The sequence below is a fragment of the Pseudomonas acericola (SeqCode) genome, assembly GCF_053456465.1.
Window position 1 is genome coordinate 572,334 of the sequence record NZ_JBRFJB010000003.1, and the last position, 13,249, is coordinate 585,582.

Annotated in this window: 12 protein-coding genes and 2 pseudogenes; 4 read left to right on the forward strand and 10 right to left on the reverse strand. The window is 61.3% G+C overall.

Annotated elements, in window-relative coordinates; genetic code table 11:
- Positions 1-2 precede the first annotated feature (2 nt).
- From ACU688_RS14670 to ACU688_RS14700, 7 genes are all read right to left on the reverse strand, one after another.
- Complete coding sequence (locus ACU688_RS14670) at positions 3-2,186, reverse strand: TonB-dependent receptor (RefSeq protein ID WP_448185316.1); 2,184 nt, start codon at positions 2,184-2,186, stop codon at positions 3-5.
- Between the two features lie 66 nt (positions 2,187-2,252).
- Positions 2,253-3,191, reverse strand: coding sequence for a siderophore ABC transporter substrate-binding protein (locus ACU688_RS14675; RefSeq protein WP_448185317.1), 939 nt, complete (start codon positions 3,189-3,191; stop codon positions 2,253-2,255).
- A gap of 8 nt (positions 3,192-3,199) precedes the next feature.
- Positions 3,200-3,964: an iron ABC transporter ATP-binding protein gene (locus ACU688_RS14680; RefSeq protein WP_448185318.1), complete on the reverse strand. Its 765-nt coding sequence runs from the start codon at positions 3,962-3,964 to the stop codon at positions 3,200-3,202.
- On the reverse strand, positions 3,961-4,893 hold the full coding sequence (locus ACU688_RS14685; RefSeq protein WP_448185319.1) for an iron chelate uptake ABC transporter family permease subunit: 933 nt from the start codon (positions 4,891-4,893) through the stop codon (positions 3,961-3,963). Before ACU688_RS14685 ends, ACU688_RS14680 begins: the two co-directional genes overlap by 4 nt.
- Positions 4,890-5,822, reverse strand: a complete 933-nt coding sequence (locus tag ACU688_RS14690) for an ABC transporter permease (RefSeq protein WP_448185589.1) — start codon at positions 5,820-5,822, stop codon at positions 4,890-4,892. Before ACU688_RS14690 ends, ACU688_RS14685 begins: the two co-directional genes overlap by 4 nt.
- The gene (locus tag ACU688_RS14695) at positions 5,822-7,549 is read right to left on the reverse strand and encodes an ABC transporter ATP-binding protein (RefSeq protein ID WP_448185320.1); all 1,728 of its coding nucleotides are present in this window, start codon (positions 7,547-7,549) and stop codon (positions 5,822-5,824) included. Before ACU688_RS14695 ends, ACU688_RS14690 begins: the two co-directional genes overlap by 1 nt.
- The gene (locus ACU688_RS14700) at positions 7,543-9,321 is read right to left on the reverse strand and encodes an ABC transporter ATP-binding protein (protein ID WP_448185321.1); all 1,779 of its coding nucleotides are present in this window, start codon (positions 9,319-9,321) and stop codon (positions 7,543-7,545) included. Before ACU688_RS14700 ends, ACU688_RS14695 begins: the two co-directional genes overlap by 7 nt.
- A gap of 116 nt (positions 9,322-9,437) precedes the next feature.
- Here ACU688_RS14700 and ACU688_RS14705 point away from each other — a divergent pair, with 116 nt between their 5' ends.
- The gene (locus ACU688_RS14705) at positions 9,438-10,049 is read left to right on the forward strand and encodes a TetR/AcrR family transcriptional regulator (protein WP_448185322.1); all 612 of its coding nucleotides are present in this window, start codon (positions 9,438-9,440) and stop codon (positions 10,047-10,049) included.
- A gap of 43 nt (positions 10,050-10,092) precedes the next feature.
- Here the strand turns inward: ACU688_RS14705 and ACU688_RS14710 are convergent, their stop codons facing one another.
- On the reverse strand, positions 10,093-10,869 hold the full coding sequence (locus tag ACU688_RS14710; RefSeq protein ID WP_448185323.1) for a nucleotidyltransferase domain-containing protein: 777 nt from the start codon (positions 10,867-10,869) through the stop codon (positions 10,093-10,095).
- 111 nt (positions 10,870-10,980) lie between these two features.
- Between ACU688_RS14710 and ACU688_RS14715 the strand changes: the two are divergent.
- Both ACU688_RS14715 and ACU688_RS14720 read left to right on the forward strand, forming a co-directional pair.
- Positions 10,981-11,106: pseudogene (locus ACU688_RS14715) on the forward strand (GNAT family N-acetyltransferase); the annotation flags it as partial.
- 5 nt (positions 11,107-11,111) lie between these two features.
- Positions 11,112-11,414, forward strand: a complete 303-nt coding sequence (locus ACU688_RS14720) for a hypothetical protein (protein WP_448185324.1) — start codon at positions 11,112-11,114, stop codon at positions 11,412-11,414.
- A 126-nt stretch (positions 11,415-11,540) separates the two neighbouring features.
- On the opposite strand, the pseudogene ACU688_RS14725 reads toward ACU688_RS14720, so the two are convergent.
- Positions 11,541-11,705: pseudogene (locus ACU688_RS14725) on the reverse strand (VOC family protein); the annotation flags it as partial.
- 260 nt (positions 11,706-11,965) lie between these two features.
- Here ACU688_RS14725 and ACU688_RS14730 point away from each other — a divergent pair.
- Positions 11,966-12,871: a DMT family transporter gene (locus ACU688_RS14730; RefSeq protein WP_448185325.1), complete on the forward strand. Its 906-nt coding sequence runs from the start codon at positions 11,966-11,968 to the stop codon at positions 12,869-12,871.
- A gap of 103 nt (positions 12,872-12,974) precedes the next feature.
- Here the strand turns inward: ACU688_RS14730 and ACU688_RS14735 are convergent, their stop codons facing one another.
- Entirely contained in the window at positions 12,975-13,148 is a 174-nt protein-coding gene (locus tag ACU688_RS14735; RefSeq protein WP_448185326.1) for a hypothetical protein, read from the reverse strand.
- Positions 13,149-13,249 lie beyond the last annotated feature (101 nt).

Genomic DNA, 13,249 nt, shown 5'->3' on the forward strand with positions numbered 1-13,249 from the left:
CCTCAGAAATCCACCGTCGCCGACAACTCGAACGTACGCGGTGCGCCCAGCCCCAGGCTGGACGTCAACGGCATGCCCCAATAGGCCTTGTCGGTGATGTTAGTGACGGCGCCACGCAGGGTCACCGGCCGCCCGGCGACCTGCATTGCATACCGCGAGCCCAGGTCGAAAATCGTATAGCCGGGGATCGACTGCGCGTTGTCATCACTGATGTATTGCTGGGAAACCGCCGTCGCGTTGGCGGTCAGCGTCAGGCCGGACACCAGCGGCGTGTCCCACTCCACACCGAGCTTGCCTTGCAGCTTGGGCAAGCCGGTGGCCGTCTTGCCTTCATCATCGCCCCCCGGCGACTTGGTGATTTTCGGATCAACATGGGCCACGCCGCCCATCAGGCGCACATCGTCGATAGGCGAGCCGAAGAAGCCCCACTCGATCCCACGGTTGCGCTGCTCGCCGCCAAAGGAAAACACATTGGTCACCGGATCGGTGGAGCTGCCCGGCCGTTCGATCTGATACAGGCTGAGGGTGTGGGTAAACGTGCCCAGGTCGAGCTTGAGGCCGATTTCCTTCTGCTTGGATTTATACGGGGCGAACACATCGCCGTAGTTGGCCGCCGTCATCGGCGCCATCGCGCCTTTGCTCAGGCCCTCGATGTAGTTGGCATACACCGAGACCTGCTCCGTGAGCTTGACCACCACGGCTGCGGCGGGCGTTGTCGCGCTTTCGTCATAGCCGGGCTTGTTGCGGGCGCCGGTGGTGGTATTGAAAGTGTCCGTGACCACGTTCTGGCGGCGCACGCCAAGGGTCAGTTGCACCTTGTCGTCAAGGATCGACAAGGTGTCCGCCACGCCGTAGCTGGTCAGCGTGGATTCGGTGTGCGCCACCGGCGCAAAGCTGCGCGGCGCCTCTGGGCCCCAGGTTGGGTGATAGATATTGGTCAGCCAATCCGCACCGGGCACCCAACGCCGGCCGTAGTCCTTTTGCTTGTCGGCATAACGCGTGGCGTTGACCACCCACTGGTGCCCGACCGGCCCGGTCTGCCATTTGCCCTTGAGCCCCGCCTCGCCCGAGGTTTTCTCGATGTCCATCTTCAGCTGGCCCATGGTGGTCTTCAAATCCCCGGCGTTGTTGATCACCTGGGCCGACATCGCACCGCTGTAGCGGTAGTGGGTCTCGCTGGCGCCGAACGCCGCGTAAGCCAGCAGTTGCTCAGTCAGGTCAAATTCGCCGCGTACTATCGCGCCCTGGTCCTTGGTATCGACAAACGCCCAGTCCGGGTTGAGCAAGGTGTCGGACTTCGGCGGCTTGGGCACGGCCACATTCGCCGCCAGGCTGATCCCACGGTTTTGCCCGCGCACACGGTCCTCGCTGTTGTAGAGATCGGCCGACAGCCGCGCCCGCTCGCCGCGCCAATCCAAACCCAACGAATTCAACTGGGCTTTCTGCTGTTGATGCTCGGTCGCGGTGTCGCCATCGCGGTACATGCCGTTGAAGCGCACGCCAAATTGCTGCTCATCGCCAAAACGTCGGCCTACGTCGAGGTGGCCGCCGAACTGTGCGTCGGACATGTAGGTGGTGGTGAAACGCGTCAACGGCTGCGCACCGGCACGCTTGGGCACCAGGTTGACCATGCCGCCCACCGAACCGCCCGGCGGCATGCCGTTGAGCAGCGCAGACGGGCCTTTCAACACTTCGATACGCTCGTACATCTCCGGCGAAATGCGGTAGTACGGCGCCACGCCAAACAGTCCGTCGATGGTCACGTCGCTGATGCTGGTGGCAAAACCACGGATCGAATAGTTCTCGCTGTAGGTGCCCTTCAGGCCATTGCTGAACACCGCCGGATCGGTCGCGGCGATCACATCGGTGACGGTCTGGGCCTGGCGGTCGGCGATGTACTTTTCCGTGTAGCTGATGGTGCTGAACGGCGTTTCCATAAAGTCCTTGTTGCCCAGCAGGCCGAGCCGGCTGCCGTACGCCACCTGGTCACCGGCATAGGTCAGCGGCAGGTCGGCGGCCGGCGCTTCACCCTCGACGCGAATCGCCGGCAAAGTGGACACGCGGTTTTCTTCGGCTTGCGCCAGTTCTTCGGCGAACGCGGGGGCGCTGCTGATCGCCAGCCCGAGCAAGGCCATGGGGGCAAAACCCGGACGAGCGGGCACAGGGGTACGTGTACGGTGAGTCATGGAAGGCTCCGTAAGGTGGGATGTTTTTTTAGTGTTGGCAGTTTGAAGCGGGGTTAACGCCTGGAATCAGGGTTGATAGCCCTGGAGCACATCGGCGATCACTTGCTTGATCGAACTCGGGCTGGCCGCCATGACGTACCAGGCGTCGGCATCGACAAACACCACGCGCCCGGTTTTCCAGGCGTTGGTCTGGCGCAACAACGGGTTGCCCAGGGTGTGCGCGTTGAGCAACGGCCGGTGCTCCATCACCGCCGTGCGGTCGACCACGTAGAGAATGTCCGGGTTGGCCTGCTGGATGAATTCACTGGAAATCGGCTGGCCATGCAAGCCGGCCTCGGCGGTCGGGCTGGCCGGTTTCACCCCCAGTTCGGTGAACACAAAACCGTAGCGCGACTGCACGCCAAACGAGCTGAACGCGCCGTTGTTATGCAGCACCACCAGGGCGCGCTCGGGGCGGTCGGCAGTGATGCGTTTCGCTTCTGCAACCTTGCCGTCGAGGGCGGCGACCTGCTGTTGCGCCAGGGCCTGTTTGGCGAAGATCTGCCCGAGGGTCAGCAGGTGCTGCTTGATCACTTCGATATGGCGCTTCTGGCTGTCGCGGTAATCCACGTCGAAATGCACGGTGGGCGCTATCTCACTGAGTTCGCCGTAGTGCGGGGCCTGCAACGAGGTGATCAGGATCAGGTCCGGCTTGGCCGCGTGCACCCGCTCCAGGTTCGGCTGGACGATGGCGCCGGTGTCCACCACCGCCGCGTCGTCCTTGTAGCGTTGCAAAAACTGCGGCACGAAGTCCTTGGGCATGCCGGCCACTGGCACGCCCAGTTGGTCGAGGAAATCCACTTCGTTCATGTCCAGGGCGACTACGCGTTGTACGGGCGGCTGGATCAGCGTGGTGCCCAACGCGTGCGTCACGCTGATGGGAGCGGCGGCGGCGGCCGATGCCGACCCTGCGCTGAACGCGACCAGTAACAGGGCGCAGGCCCAGGCGGTGTGTGTGCGGTTCATGGGAGTTCTCATGCGGGGTTGAAGTAATTGCACAGGCGGCCACGGGCGCCGTGGGTGATCTCGAAGTCGAGGTCATACAGTTCGCCCAGGCGGGTTTCGTTGACCACCTCGGCCACACTGCCGGCGCAATGCACGGCGCCGGCTTTCATGGCGAGGATGTGGTCGGAGTAATGGGCGGCGAAGTTGATGTCGTGCACCACCAGGATCACCGTGCGACCCTGCTCGTCACACAGCCGGCGCAGTGCGCGCATGATGTGCACGGCGTGCTTGATGTCGAGGTTGTTCAAGGGTTCGTCGAGCAGCAGGCAGTCGGTCTGCTGGGCGATGGTCATGGCGAGGAACGCCATCTGCCGCTGGCCGCCGCTGAGTTCGTCGAGGTAGGCATGACGCAGCGGTTGCAGCGCGAGGAAGCTCAGCGCGTCATCGATCACGCGGTGGTCTTCGGCGCTCAGCGCGCCACGGCTGTAGGGGAAGCGCCCGAAGGCCACCAGTTCCTCGACGGTCAGGCGCAGGTTGAAATCCGGCGCCTGGCGCAAGGTGGCCACGCGCTTGGCGTAGTCACGCAGCGGGATGTCGCCGACCTCGCGGCCCTCCAGGCGAATGTCGCCGCCGCTCGGCGCCATCAGCCGCGCGATCATCATCAGCAACGTGGTCTTGCCGGCGCCATTGGGGCCGATCAGCGAGGTCAGGCGCCCGGCCGCAAAGCTCGCGTTGACGCCGGCCAGCACGGTCTTGCTGCCGTAGGTTTTGTGGAGGTTGTGCACAGTGATCATCGGGTGCCTCGGGTGCGCAGCATCAGCGCCAGGAAATACGTGCCGCACAGCAGGTTCACAAGAATGCTGACGGTGGTCTTGTAGTTGAAGACGTGCTCGACCAGCAGTTGCGCCGCGATAAAAATCGCGATGGAAACTGCGCTGCCCATGGGCAACGTGACGCGGTGTCGGAAGGTGCGCGCCAACGCATAAGTGGTGTTGGCCACAAACACGCCCATGAACGCCGTGGGCCCAAGCAGCCCGGTGGAAATCGCCACCAACGCCGCCACCAATGCCAGTTGCAGGCGCACCACGCGCGGGTAATCCACCCCCAGCGACACGGCTTGGTCGCGGCCCAGGGCCAGCACGTCGAGGGTCGGCAAGGTACGTGCAAACCCCAGGCACAGCGCCGCCACCAGCAGCCCCGAGAACAGCAATTGCTGCGGTTGCACCCGATTGAACGATGCCTGGCTGAAGCCTTGCAGGATCGAAAACTCGCCGGGGCTGATCTTCAACTGCACAAACTGCGTGACCGTGCCGATCACCAGGCTCAACACCAGGCCCAGCAGCAACAGGAAGTACACGTTGCTGTTGCCCTCGCGCAGCAACCAGCGTTGCAGCGCCCAGGAATAGCCAAGCATCAGCAGCACCGACAGCACAAAGTTGCCCTGGCTGCCCAGCAACACCAAGCTGGCGGTGCCCAGTACCAGCACCAGCAACGCCTGGAACAACAGGTACACCGCTTCATAGCCCATGATCGCCGGCGTGAGGATGCGGTTGCCGGTGAGGGTCTGGAAGATGATCGACGACCACGCCACGCACACGCCGCCAATGCACATCGCCGCCAACCGCGCGAGGCGCTTGGGGATCACGTAGTCAACATCCAGCCCCGAACGGAACAGCACAAAGCCCAACGCCAGGGCGAATACCAAGGCCCACAGCCGCTTCATCGCTGCCTCCAGACGATCAACGCCAGGAACAACCCGCCGCCGACGATGCCGGCGGTGAGGCCGATCGGCACTTCGAACGGGAAGATCAGCAGCCGCCCGAGAATGTCGCAGGCCAGCAACAACGCGGCACCGCCGAGAGCGACGATGGGCAGCGTGCGGCTGAGGTTTTCGCCGTAGTACAAGGCCACCAGGTTGGGAATCACCAGGCCGACAAAGGGGATCGAACCGATGGTGATCACCGTCGCCGCCACGGTCACGGCCACCAGCAACAGGCCCAGCGCCGCCGTAGCCGCGTAGTTCAGGCCCAGGCTGGTGGCCATGCCCTCGCCCATGCCCATCACGGTGAAACGCTGCGCATACAGGTAAGCCAGCGCGACGATGGGCAGGATCAGGTAAATGATCTCGTAGTTGCCCTGCACCACCTTGGAAAAATCCCCCAGCAACCAGCCCTGCATGCTTTGCAGGATGTTGTGGCGGTACGCATAAAACTCGGCGATGGCGCTGAGCACGCCGCCGTACATCAGGCCAATCACCGGCACTAGCAAGGTGTTTTGAAAGCGCAGGCGCCGGATGATCGCCAGGAACACCAGGCTCGCGGCGAAGCAACACAGCAGCGCAAACAGCATGCGCACGCCAGCGCTGGCGGCCGGCGCCACGCCCAGCGATACGAGGATGCCGAGCTTGGCCGCGTCCAGGCCGCCGGTGGTCCCCGGTTCCACGAACTTGTTGCGCAGGATGTGCTGCAAGATCACCCCGCACACCGCCAAGCCCACGCCGGTCAGCACCAGCGCGGCCAGGCGCGGCAGGCGGCTGGCCGTCAGCGTCAGCCAGGCATCGCCGTCGAATGCCAACGGGTCGATCTCGCGGGCGCCGACCAGCAGCGACACACCGCACAGCACCAGCAACACGCCACAGCCCACTAGACGCATCATGCAATCCGCCAACCACGGGCCGCCCGGCGCTGGGCAAGGAACTGCGCGTACCGCCCACCGCAGGCCGCCAAGGTCGCAGGCGTGCCCTGCTCGACGATCTCACCGTCATCCAGCACCACAATCTGGTCGGCCATGGCCACCGTCGACAACTGATGCGCGATCACAATCAAGGTACAGCGCCCGCGCAACCGGGCCAGCGCCTCGGCGATGGCGGCCTGGTTGTAGGTATCGAGGGCGGCGGTGGCTTCGTCCACCAGCAAGATCGGCGCGTCCTTGAGCAACGCTCGGGCAATGGCGATGCGTTGGCGCTCGCCCCCTGACAACCGCGCCCCGCCCTCGCCCACCGGCGTGTGCAAACCCAGGGGCAAACGCGCAACGATCTCGGCCACCCCGGCTTGCTGCGCGACCGCCGTAATCTCGGCCAGGCTGGCGCCCGGTTTACCGAGGCGGATGTTGTCGGCAATGCTGCCCTGGAACAGGTAGGTGTCCTGGAAAATCTGACTGATCTGCGCGGCCAGCACCGCTTCGGACATCTCGCGCACATCCACGCCACCGACCAACACCTGGCCCCGGCTCGCATCGAAGAAACGCGCCAGCAGCCGCACCAGGGTGGTCTTGCCCGAGCCCGACGCGCCGATCAGCGCGGTCATGCTGCCCGGCTCGATGCGCAGGCTTACCCCACGCAGCACTTGGGGCTCGTCGGGCGCATAACGGAAGCTGACGCTGCGCAATTCCACCGAGCTGTCTGTTGGCATTTTCGGCTGCGTGGCGACCGTTAACGGCTGCTCGGCAAGAATGCTGTGCACCGCATCGAGCTGGGCGTTGGCGCTGCGCAGGATCTCGCCGTAACTGGCCACTTCCAGCAGCGGGTCGATGTAACGACACACCAACACCAGGGCCACGCAGGCGGCGATGGCTTCGTCGGTAGCCAGCGCGTCGCACCACAGGGCGACCGCAACCAGCAACGCGCAGAAGATCGCTTGTACCGCCCAGGCGTTGAGCACCGCCGACAATGACGAGCGATAAATCAAACGCTGGCCGGACTGGCGCTGCTGGTCGATGGCCTGGTCCAGCAAACGCGTTGCGCCGCCGCTGCCATTGAATGCGCGCAATACCGACTGGACTTGGGCGAACTCGACCATGCGCTGGCTGGTCTGGGCGAAATTCTCCTGATAAGTGCTGTCGGCACTGTGGCCCAGGCGTGCGGTAAGCAGCATCACGCCCACCAACACCGGCAGCGCCAGCAATGCCAGGACTCCCAGCGGCCAGTGCAACGCGAACAGTGCGGCAACCAGCACCAACGGCGTCACCGCGCCGCTGATCACCGGGGTGAACACATGCGCCGGCAACTGCGCCACCGCCATCATGCCTTGGGTGATGAGATGGCCGAGCCGCGCACTGTTTTGCGCGTTGAACCAGCCCACCGGCAGGCGCGCCACGTGATCGCCGAGGCGTTGCCGCGCACCTTGCAGCACCGCCACGCCGACGGCCACACCGGCCTTGTCGAGTGCACGGCGCCACAGCGCGCAAGCCATCACGCCGACCAGCAGCGCAATCAGCCAACGCCCGGCGCCCGCGACATCGCCGAGCAACAGATGGCTGATCACCGGCACCAACGTAATCAGGGTCAGCCCGCTGAGCAGGCCGTAGAACACCGCCATTACGGCATAACGGCGCAGCGTGGGCGCGTCTTCACCGAGCAGGCGCACAAAAGTCTTCAGCATGGTTGCACCGCCTGTGATTCGCTGCGGGCGTAATCGCCCAGTTGCCATAACCGCGCGTAGAGCCCGCCGTGGGCCAGCAGGTCGGCGTGACGGCCCTGCTCGTGCAGGGTGCCGTCGTGGATCACAAGGATCTGGTCGGCGTGCATCACCGTGTCGAGCCGATGGGCGATGACCAGTAGCGTGCGGCCCTGGGCGAAGCGCGACAGGGCTTCCTGGATCGCCACTTCATTGTCGGCATCGGCGGCGGCGGTGGCCTCGTCGAGTACCAGCACCGGTGGGTCCAGCAGCACCGCACGGGCGATGCTGAGGCGCTGTTGTTCGCCGCCGGAGAGTTGGGCGTCTTCGCCGATCACCGAGTCATAACCGCGTGGTAGCAGCAGGATGCGGTCGTGGATGTTCGCCGTGCGCGCGGCGTGTTCAATCTCCAGTTGGGTGGCGGACGGTCGGCCGAGGGCGATGTTGTCGCGCACACTGGCGTTGATCAGGCGCACCTCTTGCAGCACAAAACCGATGCGCTGGTACAACAGCGGCGTGTCGAGGTGGCGCAGGTCGGCGCCACCGAGGGTGATGCGCCCACGGCTGGGGTCGAAAAACCGCAGCAGCAGGCGCGCCAGCGTTGACTTGCCGGCACCGGACAGGCCGACGATGGCCGTGGTGGTGCCCGGTTGCAGGGTGAAATTGATATCGCTGAGCACCGCGTGCTCGCGTTCATAGGCATAGCCGACCTGCTCAAAGCAGATCGTATTACCGCTAGCCAACTGCACGCCCGATTGGGTCAGCGCCGGCGTGTCCAGCAAACCCTGCACGCGCTGCGCGGCGCCGGTGGCATTGTTCAAATCGTGGGTGATGTAGTGCAACAGCAGCAACGGCGCGCTCAGGCCCGGCGCCACCAAGACGAAGGGCAGCACGTCCACCGGCGCGATCCAGCCCAGGCCAACAAACAGCGTACCGGCCGCCAGCACCACGCCGAGCACAGTGACCGGCGCGATCATCGCATTGGCATTCGCCATCGACGCCACCAGCGGGCGGGTGAAGTCGATAAAGGTCGTGGCAAACGTGTCGATAGCGCTGCGATAAGCCCCGTGCGCCTTGCCGCTGGCGCCGAACGCCTTGACCACCGGAATACCGTTGACGAACTCCACCACCGCGTTGTCGATGCGAGCCATCCCGCCGACAAATTCCTGCATACTCGCGCCGCTGGCGCGCATGGCCCGCGAGAAAAACAGGAAATACCCGGCAAACGGTAACAGCGCCACCAGCGCCAAGCGCCAGTCCATGACGAACAGGTAAACAGCCGACACCAGCACCGCCCCGCCCGCGCGGCCAGCGGTGGTATAGAAGTGCGCGGTGAGGCTGTGCAGCGTATTGATGTCGTCCTGCATCGCCCGTTTCACTTCGCCCGAGGCCCGGCTGCTGAACCAACCCAGCGGCACACGGCTCAGACGCTGGGTGATCGCGCGGCGCAAATGATGGGTGAGGCGATTGTCGGCCAAGTGGGCGAGCAGCTCAGCGGTAAAAATCAACGCCATACCCGCGAAAAGGCTGACAGCACTAAGGCCAACAACCCACCACACTTCAATCGACAGCTGACCGCCTGCGCCGAGTACACCTGCGGCGATATGGGCGATGGCGGCCAGCGGCACCAACGTCAGCATGGCGCCGACAGCGGCCAGCCCGGCGGCTATGTAAAGACGCCCACGGATAGGCATCAGAATCCGGCTAAGCGTGCCTGCGACTTGAGGGTTGGCCGAAGCCGCTTCAGGAGAGTCCATTGACAGAAAAAGTCCGTTTGAGAATCAGAATCATATTTAGTTGCATGACTATAAACTAATTTGCGCAAAGCCGACAAGACAGCTACAACCTTGTGTTCAGCGATTAAGGAATACCCATGGAACCCGCAAAAAAACCCGCCACCCGCGGCCGCCCGCCGAGCATCACCCGCGAACGCATCGTCGACGCCGGCATCGAGATGGGCCTGCCCAACATCACCTTCGTCGGCCTGGCGGCCGCGTTGGGCGTCAGCCATATGGCGCTGTACAAACACGTGGCCAACCTCGAAGCGCTCAAAGCCATGGTTGCCGAAGAAATCTTCACCCGCTGGCAGATCCCCCAGGACTGCGGCGACGCCGACGGTGGGTTGAAGGACTACCTGATCGTGTTTGCCACCTCGGTACGCGAATTCGTCAAAACCCACCCAGGCCTCACGCCCTACGTGATCCGCCGCGCGGCCGCGACCGCGCCGATGCTGGCGAAGATTGATGGGCATCAGGCGTTGATTGCGCAGGGGTTTGGGGTGAGCAAGGAACAGGCGCGGTGGCTGTTGGCGACGGTGGCGTTTCACTGCATGGCGGTGGCGGATACGGTGTATACGGTGACGCAGCGGGAACCGGTGGTGGAGACCTCTCGTGCCGCTGAAGAGGCGGAGATGGAGGTGGAGTTGGCGCGGGGGATGGAGGCGTTGGTGGTGGGGGCGTTGGTGATGGTGGAAGGGGTTGCTTGAGCTTTGGCAAGGCCTGCTTTGGGCAGGCCGTCTCAATGTGGACTTAAGCGGTTTCTGAAGCCATCCAGTGCAAAAAACTACGCAGTTGAGCTGTAAATTCTTTTGAATTGGCGTCCGGGCTCTTTGCCTGGGACAAGAAAAAATAGATCTGCATGCGCGTGCTCGGAAAATGCTGAACGAACAGTTCGACATGTTCTTCCAGTGTTTGCGGCCACAACAAGTCCTGTTCGGAACGCAGTACTTGCGTTGACCGGATGAGTTTGCGCGACGCTTCGCGTTGCAAGCGTAGGGATTGCGTTGGTGTGGCCGCTTGATCGATAAGATCGGCATAGCGCTTCAGTACGGATGCAAAGTCACCATTTACCGCAATGGCGATATCACGCGATGGCTTGAACCGGTCGAAGCGTTTGCTCAGATCATTGCCCCATAGGCAACGGCAGTGATGCTTGAGCCAATATCCCCAGCTCAATCGATTGTCAGCCGCCAAGACTTCAGCACGACTACCGATATCGAAATCGATCTTGGTGACTTCGGGATGCCGACTTTCCAGCGTGCGCCTTTTCGACTCCAGTATTTCCAAATCTTGCGGTGCGGGATGGCTTTGCAGGATAAGGGTCAGGTCCAGATCGGAAACAGCCGGCACGGCGTCGCCTCTCGCGACGCTGCCGTACAGGTAAATGCCGTCCAGCAGAGGGTTCGACCGCGTGAGTGTCATGCAAACGTCTGCCAGCAAATTCTGAAACTGTGGCTGCGTTTGGATGTTGGGTAAGGTGAGGATGTAACCGTCTGGGTCGATACCAGGTGGGTGGAGTCGGTCCATGGAGCTGTCCGTGGGGTGTGTTCAGGGAAGGACTTTAACAGGATCGATGGTGGGAACCCCATATCAGGCTCTCTATACTGGCCTTCCAGGATGGTAAGTAGAGCGCAAAGTATGCCCGTCACACCCAATCAAAACTCCCCAGTCATTTTGGTCCCAGCTCAACAAAGCGACTTGGACAATCTTGTAGCCATTCGAATTGAGGCCATGCGCGAAAGTCTGGAGCGTGTTGGGCGATTCAAACGATGGAAAGATATATCCCGCTGACCGGTATCGATCTGGTTACCGCATCCCTGCTGATCGATTCCGAAGCACCACTTGATGTGCTGCAAGCGATGGCGGATTTTCGTATTCGTACTGTGACGCAAGTCCTGGAAAACATCGCCTTTCGCAGCGAGTTGGACACCGATGCCGTGGTGCTTTCGGACTTCGCACAATTGCTGGCCATTCCGCTACGCGATGGTTGTGATCTGTTGGATGTTATCGGTCAACGCTTGCGTGCGGTCGTTGCAAATACGGAAGCAGGGCCTGTACCCACTGCGATCTAGCCTTTAGCCAGTCAACGCGCGTTCGGGTCGCTGCACTTGCAACGCGCGTCTTGATATATGTGTTGCTGATCCACCGCCATCGCGGGCAAGCCCGCTCCCACATTTGGATCGTGGTGTATCAGTTACTCAAGAAAACGCAGCCTCTATAAATGCCTCCAGCGCTTTGTCTTCCAGGACTTCGATAGAGAAGTGCCCAAACCGCTTAGGCAACCAAATAATCCGTGCCCCCGACGGGGATTGCAGGTTCGCGCGGGCCAACGGCTTTCCACTTTCGTCCTCTGGCTGAACACAGCACTTACTAGGGGACAGATATATTTTTTCAGAAATAAATCTGCCCCCTATTTCTGCTTCATTTTCGGCAGCAAGAATCGGAGTGCTAGCACATTTCGAAGGCCCTTACGATGAGACTCCAAACTTAGAGGAGTCCACCATGACGTCCGTATAGCCGGCCTCTTCCCCCTCAACCACTCCAATACATTTTGGGATTGCTCGGCATTCGCTATGCAATTCTCGAGTCATTTTGAGTTAACGAACAGCGCTGAAGGCAACCCATGAAATTATCCGATTATGTTCGACTACTTGCTCTGGCGGCGATTTGGGGTGCCAGTTTCCTCTTCATGCGCATCTCGGCTCCTATTTTGGGTGCGTTGCCGACTGCATTTTTTCGCGTGTTGTTGGGCGCTATTGGCTTGGCCGTCATTCTTGCCATTTTAAAAACCAAGGTCGACTTCAAAGGCAAGCTGCGGCAGACCATGGTATTGGGCGTTATCAATTCGGGCATCCCATTTTTGATGTATAGCGTGGCAGCACTGCTGTTACCTGCCGGCTATTCAGCAATTTTCAATGCGACCACACCGATGATGGGCGTCTTGATCGGTTGGATGTGTTTCAGCGATTCGTTGACACTGAAAAAAGGTGTCGGCGTGTTGATCGGGCTTATGGGCATTACGTTGCTGACCAGCACCGGCCCCGTCACACTTTCAATGAACGTGGTCATGGGCGCGTTGGCATGTTTAGTCGCCACCAGTTGCTACGGTGCAGCAGGATTTCTGACGAAACGATGGGTAGCTGACAAGGGTGGGCTTGAAGCGAAACTCGTAGCTTTTGGCAGTCAGATTGGCGCGACACTGTTTCTCGTACCGTTTTTCGGAGTCTCAACCGCAATAAACCCACCGGCGAGCTGGGGTAACCTAGAGGCATGGATAGCACTGGTTGCGTTGGGTTTCATCTGCACTGCGTGTGCGTACATTCTGTACTTCCGCTTGATCGCGGATATCGGGCCGGTGCGTTCGCTGACCGTGACCTTCCTTATCCCTCCTTTCGGCGTTATGTGGGGTGTGATGTTCCTTGGTGAACGTCTTTCGGCCGCGCATTTGTACGGCGGCGGCCTCATTTGTTTAGCGGTGTGGTTTGTTCTCAGCAAGAGCAAGCCGAAGCAAGAACCCAAACGCATATAGGGGACAAACTTTATTTATCTTTTCTGAGATAAATTTGTCCCTTTTCTACTTTTTCTATGGGGTCGGCGTCAATGAAGAGTGCTGATCCCGCGTGATTCGGAGATCAACGCTGTAGGGCTTCACATTCGTTACGCAAGTTGCTGTCTTGAATGTTGCCGCAGCTTTGCCCGTTGATTTTGGCATTGCAATAAGCGCGTTGATCGCTGTCACTGATGTTGCCGCAACCAGCATGGGCGTAGGTACTCAACATCAATAACATCGCAATGATGGCTCTCATCACTCTCTCCCTAGGGTGTCAGGAAATAGCCTGACGCTGGCTGATCCAAGATGATCTTGTTGCTGCAATGAGCCATCAAATTGACATCATTTTTTGGGAAA